The sequence below is a fragment of the Polaribacter sp. MED152 genome, from assembly GCF_000152945.2.
Lineage (GTDB): Bacteria > Bacteroidota > Bacteroidia > Flavobacteriales > Flavobacteriaceae > Polaribacter.
Genome location: NC_020830.1, coordinates 2,388,974 through 2,404,890 on the forward strand (window position 1 = coordinate 2,388,974; position 15,917 = coordinate 2,404,890).

Below are 15,917 nucleotides of genomic sequence, written 5' to 3' on the forward strand. Positions count from 1 at the left end.
TAAAGCTCTGAATTTTCAGAGCTTTTTCTTTTTTACTATATTTATAAAAAAGAAATTGTATTGCTATGAACTTAACTTATCAGTTAAATGATATCCTCTTTTTGGATATCGAAACTGTACCTCAGGAAGAATATTGGTCAAACTTATCGATAGAAACCCAACAATTATTTGATGCAAAAACCAAATATCAAAGAAAAGAAGAATTTACTGCAGAAGAATTTTATGAAAGAGCAGGTATTTGGGCAGAGTTTGGTAAAATTGTTTGTATTTCTGTAGGGTATTTTAATAATACAGATACTAATAGACAATTAAGAATTCGTTCTTTTTTTGGTGATGATGAACATCAAATACTTACTGATTTCAAAACTTTATTAGATAAGCATTTTGCTAAAAAATCGAACATTTTGTGTGCGCATAATGGAAAGGAATTTGATTTTCCGTTTATAGCTAGACGAATGATTGTACATCAAATAGAGTTGCCAAAAAAATTAAACTTATTTGGTAAAAAGCCATGGGAAGTACCACATTTAGACACCTTAGAACTTTGGAAGTTTGGTGATTTTAAGCACTATACTTCTCTAAAATTATTAACGTCTATTTTAGGAATACCTTCACCAAAAGATGATATTGATGGTAGTGAAGTAGCAGAGGTATATTATAAGAAAAAAGACATTGATCGTATTGTAACTTACTGTGAAAAGGACACAGTTGCAGTGGCACAAATACTTTTAAAATTTAACAATGAAGCTATTTTAAACGACCATGAAATTGTAAACGTGAATTAATCTTCTAGCTTTAAAGACAATTCTAACCAGCGTTCTTCTTTTTGCTCTAAATCATTAATAATCTGTTGTAATTCCTCAGATTTTTTGGCAATATTTTCTTCTGCAATTTCTACGTTTAGAAACTGTTTTTCAATGCGTTCTTTTTGATTCTGCAAACGCTGAATTTCATCTTCTAGAGCACCAAATTCTCGTTTTTCATTATAACTTAAAGTACTTTTGCTAGATTTAGTTGTATTCGTTTTTGAAACTGCTTTAATATTTTCAGATACTTCTTGTTCGTAAGGATTAGAGTTTTCGTAAGCTCTAAAATCTGAGTAGTTTCCAGGAAAATTTTCTACAATTCCATCTCCTCTAAACACAAATAAAGCATCTACAATTTTATCCATAAAATACCTGTCATGTGAAACCACCATAAGATTTCCTGGGTAATCTAATAGAAAATTTTCTAAAACATTTAGCGTAACTACATCTAAATCATTAGTAGGTTCATCCAATATTAAAAAATTAGGATTTTGTATTAAAACAGCACATAAATACAAACGTTTTTGCTCACCTCCAGAAAGTTTTTCTACAAAGTCGTACTGTTTTTTCTTATCAAATAAGAAACGTTCTAATAATTGAGAAGCAGATATTTTTCTTCCTTTTGTTAACGGTATAAACTCACCAAACTCTTTTATAACTTCAATAACTTTTTGGCCTTCTTTAATGTTAATTCCAGATTGTGTGTAATAACCAAACTTTACAGTTTCACCAACTACCACTTTACCACCATCAACAGGGTTTTTCTGGGTAATTATATTTAAAAAAGAAGATTTTCCTGTCCCGTTTTTACCAATAATTCCAATTCGTTCTCCACGTTTAAAAACATAATCAAAACCATCTAGAATTACCTTATCTCCATAAGACTTTTTTAATTTATGAAGTTCAAGAATTTTACTTCCTAAACGTTCCATATTAATCTCTAATTGAACTTTATGATCTTTTCTACGTTGATGTGCTTTTTCTTTTATTTGATAAAAATCATCAATTCTAGACTTCGATTTTGTGGTTCTAGCTTTTGGCTGTTTACGCATCCAATCTAGCTCTTTTTTAAAGAGGTTTTTAGCCTTTTCTGTAGTAACCTTTTCAAGCTGAATGCGTTCTTCCTTCTTTTCTAAATAGTAAGAGTAGTTTCCTTTATACTTGTATATTTTACCATGGTCTAATTCTAAAATTTCATCACAAACACGTTCAAGAAAATACCTGTCATGTGTAACCATGAATAGTGTAATTTTTTCTTTCGCGAAAAAATCTTCTAACCACTCAATCATTTCTAAATCTAAGTGGTTTGTTGGCTCATCTAAAATTAATAAATCTGGTTTGCTTATTAAAACAATAGCTAAAGATAGGCGTTTTCTTTGTCCACCTGAAAGAGAAGAAATCTTCTGACTTAAATCTTCAAGTTTAAGTTTAGATAATATTTGTGTGTACTGCGTTTCAAAATCCCAAGCATTGAATTGATCCATTAAATCAAAAGCAGCTTGATAAGCTTCTGCATCATCAGGGTTTTTTAAAGCGCTTTCATATTGTTTTATTACAGAAAGTATTTTATTGTCTGTATCAAATATGGTTTCTTCAATAGTTAAATCAGGATTTAAATCGTCATTCTGAGCAAGGTAAGCAATAGAAATACCTTTTCTACTAACAATTTGCCCTGTATCAGAACTGTCTAAACCAGCTATAATATTTAAGATTGATGTTTTACCTGTTCCGTTTTTGGCAACAAATGCTATTTTTTGATCTTTATTAATACCAAATGAAATGTCTTGAAACAAAACACGCTCACCATAAGATTTAGATATATTTTCAACAGAAAGATAATTCACAAATACAAAATTTAGTTTGTACAAAGAAACAAAAAACCCAAGAGTTAACTTGGGTTTTTTACATCATTTGCAAACGAAATCTTTGTGGGGGAATTGGGGGATTTTTTGGGGGATTAATTTCTTGATGTAAAATTACTTCAAATAAGAGTGCTTGTCAATCCCTATAAATAGTGAAATTTTTTAATCCCCATAAATAGGGAGACCTCTCCCTATTTATGGGGAGAAAATATATTTTTTAGCCTTTAAACAATTTTACATTTCTACTATTTAATACTATCTTGCAACTATATATAGATAAAGAATATTTTATGAAGATTATAGTGCCAATGGCAGGTATAGGTTCTCGTTTAAGACCTCATACATTAACAGTTCCAAAACCGCTTACAGTAATTGCTGGTAAGCCAATTGTACAACGTTTAGTAGAAGACATTGCTTCTGTAATAGATGAAGAGATAGATGAAATAGCTTTTGTAATTGGTAGTAGAGCAAAAGGTTTTCCTGCAGATACAGAAGAAAAATTATTAAAAATAGCTGAGGAATTGGGTGCAAAAGGTTCAGTTTATATTCAAGATGTTGCCTTAGGTACTGCTCATGCAATTTACTGTGCAAAAGAATCTTTAAGTGGGCCATGTGTTGTTGCTTACGCAGACACACTATTTAAAGCAGATTTTACATTAGATGTAAATGCAGATGGTGCAATTTGGGTAAGTAAAGTAGATAACCCAAGTGCTTTTGGAGTGGTAAAATTAGAAGATGGTATTATTACTGATTTTATAGAAAAACCAAAAGACTTTGTTTCAGATTTAGCAATTATTGGTATTTATTACTTTAAAAGTGGAGAAAAACTTCTTGAAGAAATTCAATATTTAATTGATAATGATTTAAAAGAAAATGATGAGTATCAATTAACCAATGTCTTAGAATCTTTAAAACAACAGGGAGCTAAATTTATACCAGGAACAGTAAGTACTTGGATGGATTGTGGTAAAAAAGATCCTACAGTAGATACTAATAAACAAACTTTACATTTCGAACACGAAGCTGGTAATAACTTAGTTGCTGATGATGTAGTGCTAGAAAATTCAGAGATAATTCAACCTTGTTTTGTGGGTAAAAACGTTGTGCTTAAAAATTCAAAAATTGGGCCTTATGTTTCAATAGGTGAAAATAGTGTTGTTGAAAATTCAACAATCAATAATTCATTAATTCAAACAAATGTATCGATTTCAAACGCAACATTAGATAATGCAATGATTGGAAATCATGCAAAATATAATGGTGAATATACCTCTGTAAGTATTGGCGATTATACAGAATTAACGTAGATGACAAACATCGAAAATACAAAAACACATAGGCAAGAGAGGCAATTTAATTATTTTAAATTGGCTCTTTTGTCTTTAGCTTTTTGTCTACTTTCGATGACTAGTTTTGGGCAAGACAGTATTCCAGAAAAAGAAGATTTAACTGAAGAAGCAGAGTTAATATTTCAAGCCTTCTTTTTTAAAGCATTATCAGATAAATCAATTGGTAATCATCAAAAAGCAATAGAAAATTTAGAGAGTTGTAATCAGCTTTTAGCGAGTAATACAGCAGTGTATTTTGAGTTTTCTAAAAACTATTTAGCACTTAACAATGTTAATTTGGCCAAAGAATACATTACTAGAGCATTAGAGCAAGAGCCCAATAATGTTTGGATGTTAAAGCATTTGGTAAAAGTATATCAGAAAGAAAATAACTTGAATGATGCAATTCTTACGCAAAAAAAACTGGTAGCTATAAATCCAAAAGAAAGGCCTTTTTTAGTTAGACTTTATCTTTATAACAGAGCTTATGATAAAGCCATTTTATTAATGGAATTGTTAGAAAACGAGAATGCATTAACTGCTGATTTAAAGAGAATAAAACAACGTTTAAACACCAGAAAAGTTCCCGAACAAAAAGCAGTAAAATTAAACGATATTTCTGTTTTAGAAAAAAAATTCCAGCAAGATAAATCTTACGAAACCTTAAAACAGATTTTAAAAATTTCTGAATCTAATACCATCAACCTGTTAAAGTATAGTGAAGAAGGTATAAGTTTGTTTCCTGCACAACCTTTGGTTTATTTAATGAAGGCAAGAGCCTTAAATAATCAGAAAATGTATAAAAAAGCGTTATCTACTTTAAATAATGGTATCGATTTTGTAATAGAAGAAGAAATGGAGGTAGATTTTTATATAGAAATGGCGAATTCATATAAAGGTTTAGGTAACAAAAATGAAGAAAACAAGTATTTGCAAAAGGCGAAACAATTAAAAAGTTAACATGAAGTTTTTTAAATATTTAGTACTTTTTACCATAGTATTTACATCATGTAAATCCAACAAAAATATGATTGATGCAACAGCTGTAGCTAAAAATTTTTCTGCTAAGAAAGTAGCAAGAAAACATATGGCTGCTAATTTTGATAAGCAAACCATAGATGCAAAACTTAAAGTAAATTTTGATAATGGTAAAACAAATCAGAATTTAACTGTAAGTATGAAGATGAAAAAAGATGAAGTAATTTGGTTAAGAGGTACTAAGTTTATAACAGTTTTTAAAGCAGAAATTACACCTACTAAAGTGCGTTATTATTCATCAGTTTTTAAACATTCATTTGAGGGCGATTTTTCTATGCTTAAAGAATTGCTTGGAGTAGAGATTAATTTTGAACAATTACAGAATTTATTTTTAGGGCAAGCCTTGCAAGATGTTACTGCTGAAAAACAAGATGTAAATGTTCTAAACAATAGATATGTTTTAAACCCAGAGCAACAAGCTTTGCTATATAATATTTTTTATACTATAAATCCTGCACATTTCAAGTTAGATAATCAAAGTATTGTAAATGATGAAAAAGGTTTACGTTTAGATATTAAATACCCAAACTATAACTTAATAAATTCGGTAGTTTTTCCTACTGCTATTGAAATTAAAGCTAAAGACAAAAAAAGAATAACTGTAATTAATTTAGAATATAAAACTGTTGAATTTGATACTGACGTTAATATGTCTTTTAATATGCCTGCAGGTTATAAGCAATTAACTTTTTAATGAGGTTTATTAGAATTTACATATTATTTTTCATTGTACTTTTTGCAAGTAGTACTCTCTTTTCTCAAACCAGAAAAGAGTTAGAAAACCAACGTAAAAAATACAAGTCTGAAATTAAACAACTAAATAATTTACTCTTTAAAGAAGTTAAAAAAGAGCGCAATGTTTTAGAAGAATTAAAAGATATTCAGCAAAAAATAGAAGTTAGAAATAAGCTAATAAATACCATCAATTTAGAAGCAAAACTATTGAGTAATGAAATTCGTGAAAACGAAAAACAGATTGCAAAACTCAATAAAAATTTAGCCGATCTTAAAAAAGATTATGGCAATATGATTTACAAATCTTATAAAAGTAAATCACAGCAGAGTAGGGCCATGTTTTTGTTGTCTTCAGAAAATTTTTATCAGGCATATAAAAGGTTAGAGTATATGAAACAATATACATCCTTCAGAAAAAAACAAGGAGAAGAAATCGTTAGTCAGACTGTTTTTATTGGTAAAATGAATGATTCTTTGTTGAATCAAAAACAAATAAAAGATACGCTAATTTTATCTGAAATTAATCAGAAAAAAGCCATAGAATCCGATAAAAATAAGCAAGAAAACTTATTGTCTTTAATTAAAAAGAAAGAGAATAAATATAAAAAGGATTTAAAGAAAACCATTCAAGAAGAGAAAAGAGTTGCTGCTAAGATTGATAAAATTATCAAAGAGGAAATAGAAAGGGCTAATAGATTAGCACTTGCTAAGCTTAAAAATAAACCAAAAACGGTAAAGAAAAATGAGTTTATTTTAAGTCCAGAAGCAAAAGCATTGGCAGCAAGGTTCGATTTAAATAAAGGTAAATTGCCTTGGCCAGTTTCTGAAGGTATTATTGTTAGAAGGTTTGGTGTGCAGCCACATCCAATTTTTCCTGGAATTACGATTAATAGTACAGGTGTGCATTTTGTAACTTCAGAAGGTGGTGAAGCAAAATCAATTTTTGATGGTGAAGTATTTAATGTTCTAATTGGTTCTGGAGGTAAAAAGAACGTTTTAGTTAGGCATGGTAATTACATCACATCTTATAACAACCTTGAAAACTCTTATGTTAAAAAGGGAGATAAAGTAAAAGTAGGGCAGAGCTTAGGTAAAATTTTTACTGATAAAATTAATGGCAAAACTACTTTAGTTTTTGTATTACTTAAAAACACTGTAAAGCTTAATCCTGCTTCTTGGATGCTAAAAAGATAAAATTATCTTAAAATATTTTCTGTGTTAATTTCTATACGAATTGCGTTAAAAAATATCGAGTTCTATTTATAATTTTGGGTAGTTGGTTAATAGTAATCAGCAGAATTAAAAACTATAAAAAAGAACAAAATGGAAAATTTAAACAAAAAACGTGTAGCAATTTTAGCTACAAACGGATTTGAAGAAAGTGAGTTAAGAGAACCTAAAAAAGCTTTATTAGAAGCTGGTGCAGATGTAGATATTGTTTCTTTGGAATCAGGTGAAATTAAATCTTGGAATGATGGTGATTGGTCTGAATCTTATAAAGTAGATAAAACTTTAAACGAAGTTTCTCAAGAAGATTATAATGCCTTGGTTTTACCTGGTGGAGTTATAAATCCTGATGTATTAAGAAGAGAAGAAAGTGCCATTGATTTTATTAGATCTTTTTTTAAAAATCATAAACCTGTTGCAGCAATTTGCCATGCACCATGGTTATTGGCAGAAACAGGAGTTTTAGAAGGTAGAGAAGTAACTTCTTTTAGCTCAATTAAAACAGATATTATAAATGCAGGCGCAATTTGGTCTGATAAAGAAGTGGTTGTAGATGCTGGGTTAGTAACTAGTAGAAACCCTGATGATTTACCAGCATTCAATGCTAAAATTGTAGAAGAAATTTACGAAGGTAAACATGAAGAACAAACTGTATAATAGATAATAGTATACATAAAAAAAGGTGCAATTTTTAGTTGCACCTTTTTTTATTTATGAGGTTTAAACCGAATGTTTTTCTGTAAAATTACGGTGTTTGGTAAGGTAATTAAATCTCCATTTTCTACAGTTAACGTTATAAAAAAGGCGCCAATGTCATTTATAATACCAGTTATATTATTGTCTTTTTCAAGTATGGTAATTGTATCACCTATTTTAACAGGATAATTAATATATAAAATTAAACCTGCTGTAATATTTGATAAAATAGACCATTGAGCGAAAAAAGCAATACCTAAAATGGTTAAGAAAGATGATACATAAACCATCAATTGCTTTTCATCTACACCCCAAATAAAAGCTATTAGAACTATTACTGCAGCATAAACTAAGAAAGTTATAATTCGGTTTACAATTAAAACTCTGGTTTTTTGAAACCCGAATTTAACTCGAATTTTTTTCAAAGAATTCGTAATCATTATTCTAATTATAGAACCTACAACAATAATTATTAGCGATTCAATAATTTTAAAATGATTTAAATATTCTAACATAATTTAAGACTTAAAGAGTGCTTTTAACTCAGTAGCTTCATCTGGTTTCATTTTACCTGCTAAAACTAAACTTAGTTGTTTTCTTCTAAGAGCGCCATCAAAACGAATTTTTTCTAATTCAGTCTCTGGTACTATTTGTGGTATTTGCACAGGCTTACCAGTTTCATCTACAGCTACAAAAGTATAAATACCTTCGTTAACCTTTGTACGCATACCAGATTGTCTATCTTCAATCCAAACATCAACATAAATTTCCATAGAAGATTTAAAGGCTCTAGAAACTTTTGCTTCTAAGGTTACTACACTTCCAACAGGAACAGATTTATTAAATGCAACATGATTTACAGAAGCAGTAACTACAATTCTAGAAGAATGACGTCTTGCAGCAATACTACATGCTCTGTCCATTCTTGCTAACAATTCACCCCCAAAAAGATTATCTAGGTAATTTGTATCTCCAGGTAAAACTAAATCTGTAAGTATTGTTAAAGATTCTCTAGGCGTTTTTGCTTCCATTTTAAAAATTTCTGCAAAGATAAGGATAGCCCTTAAATAAACGTTATTTTTTTACTAATAACCAAGCGTCTTTGCATACAGAATCTTGAATTTTATAAAGTTCATTTATGGCTTCGTTTCTATCAGCAAAACTATTAAAAACTACTTCTGTTAAGCCCCATTTATTTACGCCAATAATTCTAGCTTCATACCCTTCTTTTTGAAGTTGCTTTACCTTTTTTTCTGCATTTGCAGGAAATTGAAATGCACCAGCTACAATATGAAATTGTTTTGCCTTTTCTTTTATAGCATTTAATTCAATAGTTGGTAAAGGATTTGTAATGGTAAACGTAGCAGATTGAATCTTTTTTTCTAATGCCTTTTCTTGAGAAGCTAAAATAGTATTTTGCTTATTTTGTTGATAAAGGTTATTTCCAACAAAACCTAATGTTAATAAAATAGCAGCTGTTGCAGCATACTTTAAAAGTGTAGGTAAAACTTTATTATTTGCTGTATTGGTAACAGTCACTAAAGGTTTTACAATTGCTTGTTTTCTTTCAATTTCTGACGTAACAACAGTAGCCAATCCAAAAGATTCAGCCAAATAGTTTACTTCAGTATTTGGTTCAAAAATTATCTGCTGATTCTCATTTAACCTTAATGTACCAACTTGTGCTAATTCTATTGCATCTTTTTGTAATTGAACCTTCCAATTATTTACTACTGTAGCTAAAGTTTTATTTGCATCTTCAAAAGACATACCTTCTACAGAAGCTATATAATTTGCCAATAAACCATCATTCTCTTTTAAATTGTTATTAAAAGCAATTTGTTTGAATGGTGGTAAGAAATTAGAAGTATGTGAATTATATGTAGCACTCATTCTGTTGGTAATGAAACCACCAAAATTAGGTACAATTACACAGTCATATCTATAAAGTAAGTCTTTGATGTAGTTGGCTAAAATCATATAAACAAATATATAAATTCTACTGAGTTTTAAGAATTAGAGCTGCAAATTTTATCAACAATTATTTTATATATTGGTTCTCAAATTGTTATTGATGAAAGATGAAAAATTACTTGCGGTTTTGCGCTTGCAAAAAAGTAAGGCAATAGGAGATATTCTCTCTAAAAAGTTAATTGCAACTACTGGAGATGTAGAAAAAATATTCGCAGAAAAACCCTCTACTTTAGAAAAAATAAACGGAATTGGTACACATGCTCTAAAGCATTTACTAGATAAAAAGAACTTAATTGCTGCAGAGAATGAACTTAAGTATATAAGAGAAAATAATATTGCTTACACCTATTTTTTAGAAGATGATTATCCTAAGAATTTAACGAATTGTATTGATAGTCCTATTTTAATATTTAAAGATGGTAATATCGATTTTTCTAATAATTCTAAATTTATTTCTATTGTTGGTACTCGAAATATGAGTTCTTATGGAAGTCAGTTTTGCAATCAAATCATTAAAGATTTAAAAGAATATAACCCCGTAATTATTAGCGGTTTTGCTTATGGTGTAGATATTTGTGCTCATAAAGCAGCAATAGATAATGATTTACAGACCATTGCTGTTTTAGCTCATGGTTTTGAGCAGATTTATCCTAAAGTTCATAAAAAATACATTCATCAAGTAAATGAAAAGGGTGGATTTTTAACCGAATTTTGGAGCGAAGAACAACCTTTACGTGAAAACTTTTTAAGGCGAAATAGAATAGTAGCAGGCATTTCTAAAGCTACTATTATAATTGAATCTGCAGAAAAAGGTGGCTCTTTAGTAACAGCAGATATTGCCAATTCTTACAATAGAGATATTTTTGCATTACCAGGCAGAGCAACTGATGTGTATAGTAAAGGATGCAATAATTTAATTAAAAATAATAAAGCAAATTTACTTACTTCTGCAGAAGATATTGTTAAAATGTTAAACTGGGATTTATCATCAACAGAAACAAAACCCATTCAAAAACAACTATTTGTTGATTTAAATGAAAACGAACAAAAAATATACGATTTGCTTTTTGAAAAAGGTCAGAAACTATTAGATGTTATTGCTCTTGAATGTAATATTCCTATTTTTCAAATATCATCTATTCTATTACAGATGGAATTAAAAGGTGTGTTAAGGCCTTTACCAGGCAAAATGTTCGAAATTATTTAAACATTATCTGTATTTTTGAGCTCAATCAATAATTTAAGATGGCAGTAGAGAAGAGGTTGATGTCTAAGAAAAAGCCAGCATTTCCTGTAAATGAAATGCTGAATGCCTATTTAAAAAATTATAAAAGAGATATTAAAATCTCTATTTACTACGAAGATTTATTGCGCTTTCAAGGTTCTGTAACTGTGTATGACAAGAATGATGAAGACACACTTTGGATTCGAACTTATTATTCTGATTCTGATAGAGCAGAAATTGATATGAGTCTAAAAAAAGTTTACACTATGTTACATTCTGATGGTAATGAAGAAACCATTCCGTTTTTAAATGTAGATGCTGTAGACTATTGTACGTTTGGTAATTCGAAACCTTTTCGTATTAAAATTAGAAACATTCTTAATGATAACTTTACCTATTTTTATGTAAAAAAAGCAGATGCTTCACGAATTTACGGCTTAGAATTAGAGCATATTTTATCTCCCTACAGTATGAACTTTTTAGTACATGGAAATACACTTATAGAAGAACATATTGCAGGTATTCCTGGAGATGATTTTATTAGAGATATTTTACCAACGTGTACAGAATCTGAAAAATCGCAAATTGCCAAAGAGTTTGTGAAATTTAAAGAACGTTGTTTGGTAAGGCTTTTAGGAGATATGCGATCTTACAATTACGTAATTACACCTACGCACGATTTTGATCATATTATTTATAAAATTAGAGCTATTGATTTTGATCAGCAGTCTTTTGAAGGGAATTTAAAAGTGTATAATCTGCAGTTCATGAAAGAGAATTTTAAAATGGTAGAAATGGTAAGTAAGAAATTGCAAAACGATTCTATTAGGCAATATAAAATTGAAGAAAGATCTTATATGGCTAAAAGGATGATTACCACACCTAGAAGAACTTTAAGGCTGATAAAATGTATGAAAAATGATTCTATTTCATATCCAGAGAATGTAACTCTTCTTAAAAAACATTTAATACAATATGTTGGAGATGTAAAGTTTAAAGATTGTACAAATATGGGTGAAATTTTAGAAACTATTTTAGCTTTTGTTAAGCGTAATTACTTGGATATAAGTACAAAATAAATAAAGCACAAACCAAGGTCTGTGCTTTAAAACATTTGAAGTTTTATAGGTTTTAAAAAGCTCCAATAAAATGACTTCCTTCAACATTTACTAATTCAGCTCCCTTTGTAACTGCACCAGTTTCTGTGTTGATAACATATATGTTTCCATTTTGGCCAACAGGAGCTTGGGTTACATAAACCTCATTACCATCGATAACAAAACCTTGATATTGAAATAAATAAAAATCAACATCATAAGGTATAGCCGTAATTTTTTGAGCAGTTTTTGCATTTAAATCGGCTAAAGCAAAGTAACCTTGAGCACCAGCAATACCATCTGCAGAATCATTATGTCTGTATGCAATTACTGCTTTACCATCTTCAGTTGGTCTCCAAGCCAAAATATATGCCCCTTCAATACCTAAAGCATCATCTAAATTAAAATCATAAGTATTATCATATTCATTGTTTGCATCAATCTTTAAAATATGAGAACCTTCAGGATCATTTTGATTAGCTTGATACACACTAACATTATATTCAAAAGCATTAATACTTCTGTAGCCATTGGTGTCTCCAAAACCAACTGTTGATGTAATAATAGTAGGGTTAAGTAATGAAGGGTAATCTAAGACAATTGTTTTTGAACCTAGTATTTCATAATCATTTTCTCTTTCTGCTGTTGCAGGATCTACTTTACTTAAACGTGCACCAATATATAATTTGTTACCTGCTGCATTTAAAGTTGGCATATCTATTCTAGAAATATAATAACCCAAAGCTTCTTCTTCTGCAGATAAAGGTATACTAGCTTCTTGAAAGTTTTTAATTATAGAATTCTCTAGGTCTAATGTAACAATTCCCATTGTTGCTTCTGTTCTTAAATATACATCATCAGTATCGTCATTTGGTGTTCCTTTGTCATCAAATTGATTTTCAGTTGAAACGTAAACTGCAGCACCAGTTTTATCTCCATCAAACAATTTAATCCATCTAGGAGCAGTTCCTACATAAGGAGCTATGCTTACTTCAGAACCAGTTGGAGCAAAATCCTGACCACCATTTACAGTGTATTTAGTGTAATTTCCTCCTGTATCACCTGCGTAACTAATGTTAAAAATAGTTGATCCATCCTCTGATGATTGTAGTCTTGCAGTTCTGTTAGAGGGTACAATAAATCCGTTATCAAAAGGAGCTACAGTTTTTGTGGGGTCTTTGGCATCTGAGGCACTTACAGCATAAATTAAAGTACCACCATTTCCATCTCCAGGATTATCTCCCATTTTTGCAGCAGCAATGGTAATCCATCTACCATCTTCTACAGGATCTGTTTCTGGATCTAAGCTTTCATTTACCTCATTATTACATGATAGTAAAACACCTGTTAACAGGGGTATTGATACTAGTGTTCTAAGATTTAAAAAATTACGTCTCATTTTTAGTTGTATTTAAAGTTTATTTATTGAATAATTAAGTTTGAGGTAAAAAGCTCTACCTGGTTTTTGAACCGATAAATTGTCGTAAACAGGTTTGTCTAAAATATTTTTTATGTCGAAACTCATTACGAGTTTTTGATTCGGAAAAGCGTAGCTTAAACCTAAGTCTTGTGCAAGTTGCTGAGGTATTTTAAAAAAATCGTCACCTACTGTATTTGAGCCTTGAGGAACCAAGTACGAAAATTGATCTGTAAAGTATATGTTGTAAAAAAGGTTTAGTCTTGCTTTTTTGCGAATGACATCTTTAAATGAATAGCGTAAGCTACCATTCATAGTAAAAAAAGGAGTATTGGGCACATCTATTTCTACACCATTGTTAATCAGTTTTAAATCGAAACGAGATATATTAAAATTTAAACCAAAGTTGTTTTTATAATTGTAGTTTAATTGTGCATCAAAACCCTTAGATGTTCCACTACCTTGATTTACATAAACAATTAATTCATCATTAATATTGGTTGAGTTTTCTATGGGTAGGCCAATTCTATCTTTTAAATTTCTAGTAAATAAATTGGTAGATAGGGTGAAATTGTGATTGTTAAAATGGAAGGTTCCTAACCTGAAACCTAAGTTAAAATTATTACTTTGTTCTGGATTTATACTTGGGTTTGCAACCACATTATCTCCATCATTACCAAAAACCTCAGTTTCATTTGGCAAACGAATGGCTTTCTCTGCAGAGGCCAGTAAAGTAATTTTTGGATGAACTGTATAAGAAATTGCAAAACCATAACCATTAAGAGTTTTGTTGCTGCTTATAATTTCATCTATAATTTTATCATTGCCATTTTCATCTTCTGCAATTGCAGGATCTAGGTTTACTGTGTTCTGTTGATAATGTTTACCAAATAAATTGGCTTTAAGTCTATTTTTGAATGCATTGATTTCATAGGTAATTGAATAAATATTTTTTCTTAATTCTCTTGACCCTATAAATGTGTTTTCTAATACAGATCTTAAGGCATCACTATCTTGCCTATCAATTCCACTATACAAATGGTTAGCCAAAACTTTATGGTTTTTATCAAATGTGTAAGAAATTCCTGTTCGAAAAGAAGCAACATCTCTATTTATTTTAGCCAAAGTTGGTCCTCCTTCTTGTTGAGATCCCCAAGAATATTCAAATTCATTTCCTCTAAAATCTATAGCTCTATTGCCATTCCAGCTATAGGCAGCAGCAACAGTGTCGTTAAGCATTCTATTTCGCTTACCATATAAACCATGAATGTTTATCTCTAAACCTCTAGTAAGAAAATTTTTCTTTTGATAGGTTATGTTGGCGAGTATTGCATCAGACTCAAAAAATCTACCTTTATATGGTGTTATTGTCATAAATGCACCATGTTGTACTTCTTTATAATCTTCAGAACCAGTAACACCAATAAAAAATTGATCTGCCCATTTTACATCAGTATAACCAGCTTGAATCATACCTCCTGTGGAACTGTAAGCATCATTAAATCGTTTTGAAACAATTGGAGTTTGTGCACCACCTATACCTGTAACTACCACACTTCTGCCTGATACTTTATAATTGTTATCTGAATAATTATGAAAAAGGGAGGTTTTAAAGGTTATGCCGGATTTTTTAAATCGATACAAACCATTTGCACTTGTTTGTAGCGTATTAAATGATCCATAGGAAATGGAACCATTTAGATTACTTTTCGCATTTTTATGAAGTACAATATTAATGGCACCTCCTAAAGCATCATCTGCAAGATGACCAGGAACCACACCTTTATACACTTCAATATTTTTAATCATTGAAGGTGGAATACTATTTAAATTAAAGGATGAACCATAAACTGAAATAGGAATTCCGTCTATAAAAATACGAACTGCATTTCCAGCCAAACCATTTAAGCTATAATTAACTTCAGAACCTAAACCACCATTTTGTCTAATCTTTACACCTACAGTTGTATTTAGTAATTCGTTAGTTTGTATGTTTCTAAGACTGGATTCTTTGGTTTCTATTACATTAACTGAAAAACCTTTTGTTTCGGTTTTTGTTTTTTTAGATTTAGTAGTAACTAAAACTTCATCTAACTGATTTTCAAAATAATCTAGAACTACATCAATTTCTTTTCGCTTTGTATTTAATTGTACACTTATATTTTTTGGTTGCGAGTTTAATGATCTAATTTGTATTTCATAAGTGCCAAATGGTATGTTTTTGAAAGAGAAACTACCATTAAAATCGGTTGATGTTTCTCTGATGTAATTTTTAGAGGTTAATATCAAATATGCATCAATAACAGGATCATTATTGTCAAATTTTACCTTTCCATAAATGCCCCCTTTTTGTGCCAAAATTGAACAAGAAATCAGAAGAAAAATACCTGTATTTAAAAATTTCATGGAATATATTTTTGGCAAATATACCCTTATTTTTAATTAATCTAAATAAAATTAATTTAATTATGAATATTTAGTTGGTTACCGTTTTTTATTTAGAAAGGCGAAA

14 protein-coding genes are annotated in these 15,917 nt (G+C 29.8%); 8 read left to right on the plus strand and 6 right to left on the minus strand.

Annotation, left to right across the window (positions count from 1 at the left end; translation table 11 throughout):
• Nucleotides 1-65: 65 nt before the first annotated feature.
• A complete protein-coding gene (locus tag MED152_RS10565; protein WP_015481872.1) occupies nucleotides 66-785 on the plus strand; it encodes a 3'-5' exonuclease in 720 nt (239 codons plus the stop codon).
• Here MED152_RS10565 and MED152_RS10570 read toward each other — a convergent pair.
• Nucleotides 782-2,650, minus strand: a complete 1,869-nt coding sequence (locus MED152_RS10570) for an ABC-F family ATP-binding cassette domain-containing protein (protein WP_015481873.1) — start codon at nucleotides 2,648-2,650, stop codon at nucleotides 782-784. The two genes, MED152_RS10565 and MED152_RS10570, sit on opposite strands and share 4 nt — an antisense overlap.
• Before the next feature lie 308 nt (nucleotides 2,651-2,958).
• Here MED152_RS10570 and MED152_RS10575 point away from each other — a divergent pair, with 308 nt between their 5' ends.
• The 5 genes from MED152_RS10575 to MED152_RS10595 all read left to right on the plus strand — a co-directional run bounded on the left by MED152_RS10575 (nucleotide 2,959) and on the right by MED152_RS10595 (nucleotide 7,653).
• Nucleotides 2,959-3,975, plus strand: a complete 1,017-nt coding sequence (locus tag MED152_RS10575; RefSeq protein ID WP_015481874.1) for a sugar nucleotidyltransferase — start codon at nucleotides 2,959-2,961, stop codon at nucleotides 3,973-3,975.
• Nucleotides 3,976-4,956 (plus strand): lipopolysaccharide assembly protein LapB, encoded by a 981-nt coding sequence (locus MED152_RS10580; protein WP_015481875.1) that lies wholly within the window; start codon nucleotides 3,976-3,978, stop codon nucleotides 4,954-4,956.
• A 1-nt stretch (nucleotide 4,957) separates the two neighbouring features.
• Entirely contained in the window at nucleotides 4,958-5,728 is a 771-nt protein-coding gene (locus MED152_RS10585; RefSeq protein WP_015481876.1) for a DUF4292 domain-containing protein, read from the plus strand.
• Complete coding sequence (locus MED152_RS10590) at nucleotides 5,728-6,963, plus strand: murein hydrolase activator EnvC (protein WP_015481877.1); 1,236 nt, start codon at nucleotides 5,728-5,730, stop codon at nucleotides 6,961-6,963. The genes MED152_RS10585 and MED152_RS10590 overlap by 1 nt, the downstream gene beginning before the upstream one ends.
• Before the next feature lie 129 nt (nucleotides 6,964-7,092).
• Entirely contained in the window at nucleotides 7,093-7,653 is a 561-nt protein-coding gene (locus MED152_RS10595) for a type 1 glutamine amidotransferase domain-containing protein (RefSeq protein ID WP_015481878.1), read from the plus strand.
• Nucleotides 7,654-7,703: 50 nt separating this feature from the next.
• Here the strand turns inward: MED152_RS10595 and MED152_RS10600 are convergent, their stop codons facing one another.
• From MED152_RS10600 to MED152_RS10610, 3 genes are read right to left on the minus strand one after another with little or no spacing between them, the layout of a single operon-like run.
• Nucleotides 7,704-8,207 (minus strand): mechanosensitive ion channel domain-containing protein, encoded by a 504-nt coding sequence (locus MED152_RS10600; protein WP_015481879.1) that lies wholly within the window; start codon nucleotides 8,205-8,207, stop codon nucleotides 7,704-7,706.
• A gap of 3 nt (nucleotides 8,208-8,210) precedes the next feature.
• A complete protein-coding gene (locus MED152_RS10605; protein WP_015481880.1) occupies nucleotides 8,211-8,723 on the minus strand; it encodes an acyl-CoA thioesterase in 513 nt (170 codons plus the stop codon).
• Nucleotides 8,724-8,766: 43 nt separating this feature from the next.
• On the minus strand, nucleotides 8,767-9,672 hold the full coding sequence (locus MED152_RS10610; protein ID WP_015481881.1) for an SPOR domain-containing protein: 906 nt from the start codon (nucleotides 9,670-9,672) through the stop codon (nucleotides 8,767-8,769).
• Nucleotides 9,673-9,766: 94 nt separating this feature from the next.
• Between MED152_RS10610 and dprA the strand changes: the two genes are divergently transcribed.
• Both dprA and MED152_RS10620 read left to right on the plus strand, forming a co-directional pair.
• Complete coding sequence (gene dprA, locus MED152_RS10615) at nucleotides 9,767-10,873, plus strand: DNA-processing protein DprA (protein WP_015481882.1); 1,107 nt, start codon at nucleotides 9,767-9,769, stop codon at nucleotides 10,871-10,873.
• Nucleotides 10,874-10,911: 38 nt separating this feature from the next.
• Nucleotides 10,912-11,970 (plus strand): hypothetical protein, encoded by a 1,059-nt coding sequence (locus MED152_RS10620; RefSeq protein WP_015481883.1) that lies wholly within the window; start codon nucleotides 10,912-10,914, stop codon nucleotides 11,968-11,970.
• A gap of 52 nt (nucleotides 11,971-12,022) precedes the next feature.
• On the opposite strand, the gene MED152_RS10625 is transcribed toward MED152_RS10620, so the two are convergent.
• Together MED152_RS10625 and MED152_RS10630 are read right to left on the minus strand one after the other, a co-directional pair.
• Nucleotides 12,023-13,387 (minus strand): hypothetical protein, encoded by a 1,365-nt coding sequence (locus MED152_RS10625; RefSeq protein ID WP_015481884.1) that lies wholly within the window; start codon nucleotides 13,385-13,387, stop codon nucleotides 12,023-12,025.
• Nucleotides 13,388-13,399: 12 nt separating this feature from the next.
• On the minus strand, nucleotides 13,400-15,811 hold the full coding sequence (locus MED152_RS10630; RefSeq protein WP_015481885.1) for a TonB-dependent receptor plug domain-containing protein: 2,412 nt from the start codon (nucleotides 15,809-15,811) through the stop codon (nucleotides 13,400-13,402).
• Nucleotides 15,812-15,917 lie beyond the last annotated feature (106 nt).

Coding starts and splice junctions, on each gene's coding strand:
- MED152_RS10595 (WP_015481878.1), top strand. CDS start 7,093: ATGGAAAATTTAAACAAAAAACGTGTAGCAATTTTAGCTACAAACGGA.
- MED152_RS10620 (WP_015481883.1), top strand. CDS start 10,912: ATGGCAGTAGAGAAGAGGTTGATGTCTAAGAAAAAGCCAGCATTTCCT.
- MED152_RS10600 (WP_015481879.1), bottom strand. CDS start 8,207: ATGTTAGAATATTTAAATCATTTTAAAATTATTGAATCGCTAATAATT.
- MED152_RS10605 (WP_015481880.1), bottom strand. CDS start 8,723: ATGGAAGCAAAAACGCCTAGAGAATCTTTAACAATACTTACAGATTTA.
- MED152_RS10575 (WP_015481874.1), top strand. CDS start 2,959: ATGAAGATTATAGTGCCAATGGCAGGTATAGGTTCTCGTTTAAGACCT.
- dprA (WP_015481882.1), top strand. CDS start 9,767: ATGAAAGATGAAAAATTACTTGCGGTTTTGCGCTTGCAAAAAAGTAAG.
- MED152_RS10590 (WP_015481877.1), top strand. CDS start 5,728: ATGAGGTTTATTAGAATTTACATATTATTTTTCATTGTACTTTTTGCA.
- MED152_RS10630 (WP_015481885.1), bottom strand. CDS start 15,811: ATGAAATTTTTAAATACAGGTATTTTTCTTCTGATTTCTTGTTCAATT.
- MED152_RS10580 (WP_015481875.1), top strand. CDS start 3,976: ATGACAAACATCGAAAATACAAAAACACATAGGCAAGAGAGGCAATTT.
- MED152_RS10625 (WP_015481884.1), bottom strand. CDS start 13,387: ATGAGACGTAATTTTTTAAATCTTAGAACACTAGTATCAATACCCCTG.
- MED152_RS10610 (WP_015481881.1), bottom strand. CDS start 9,672: ATGATTTTAGCCAACTACATCAAAGACTTACTTTATAGATATGACTGT.
- MED152_RS10565 (WP_015481872.1), top strand. CDS start 66: ATGAACTTAACTTATCAGTTAAATGATATCCTCTTTTTGGATATCGAA.
- MED152_RS10585 (WP_015481876.1), top strand. CDS start 4,958: ATGAAGTTTTTTAAATATTTAGTACTTTTTACCATAGTATTTACATCA.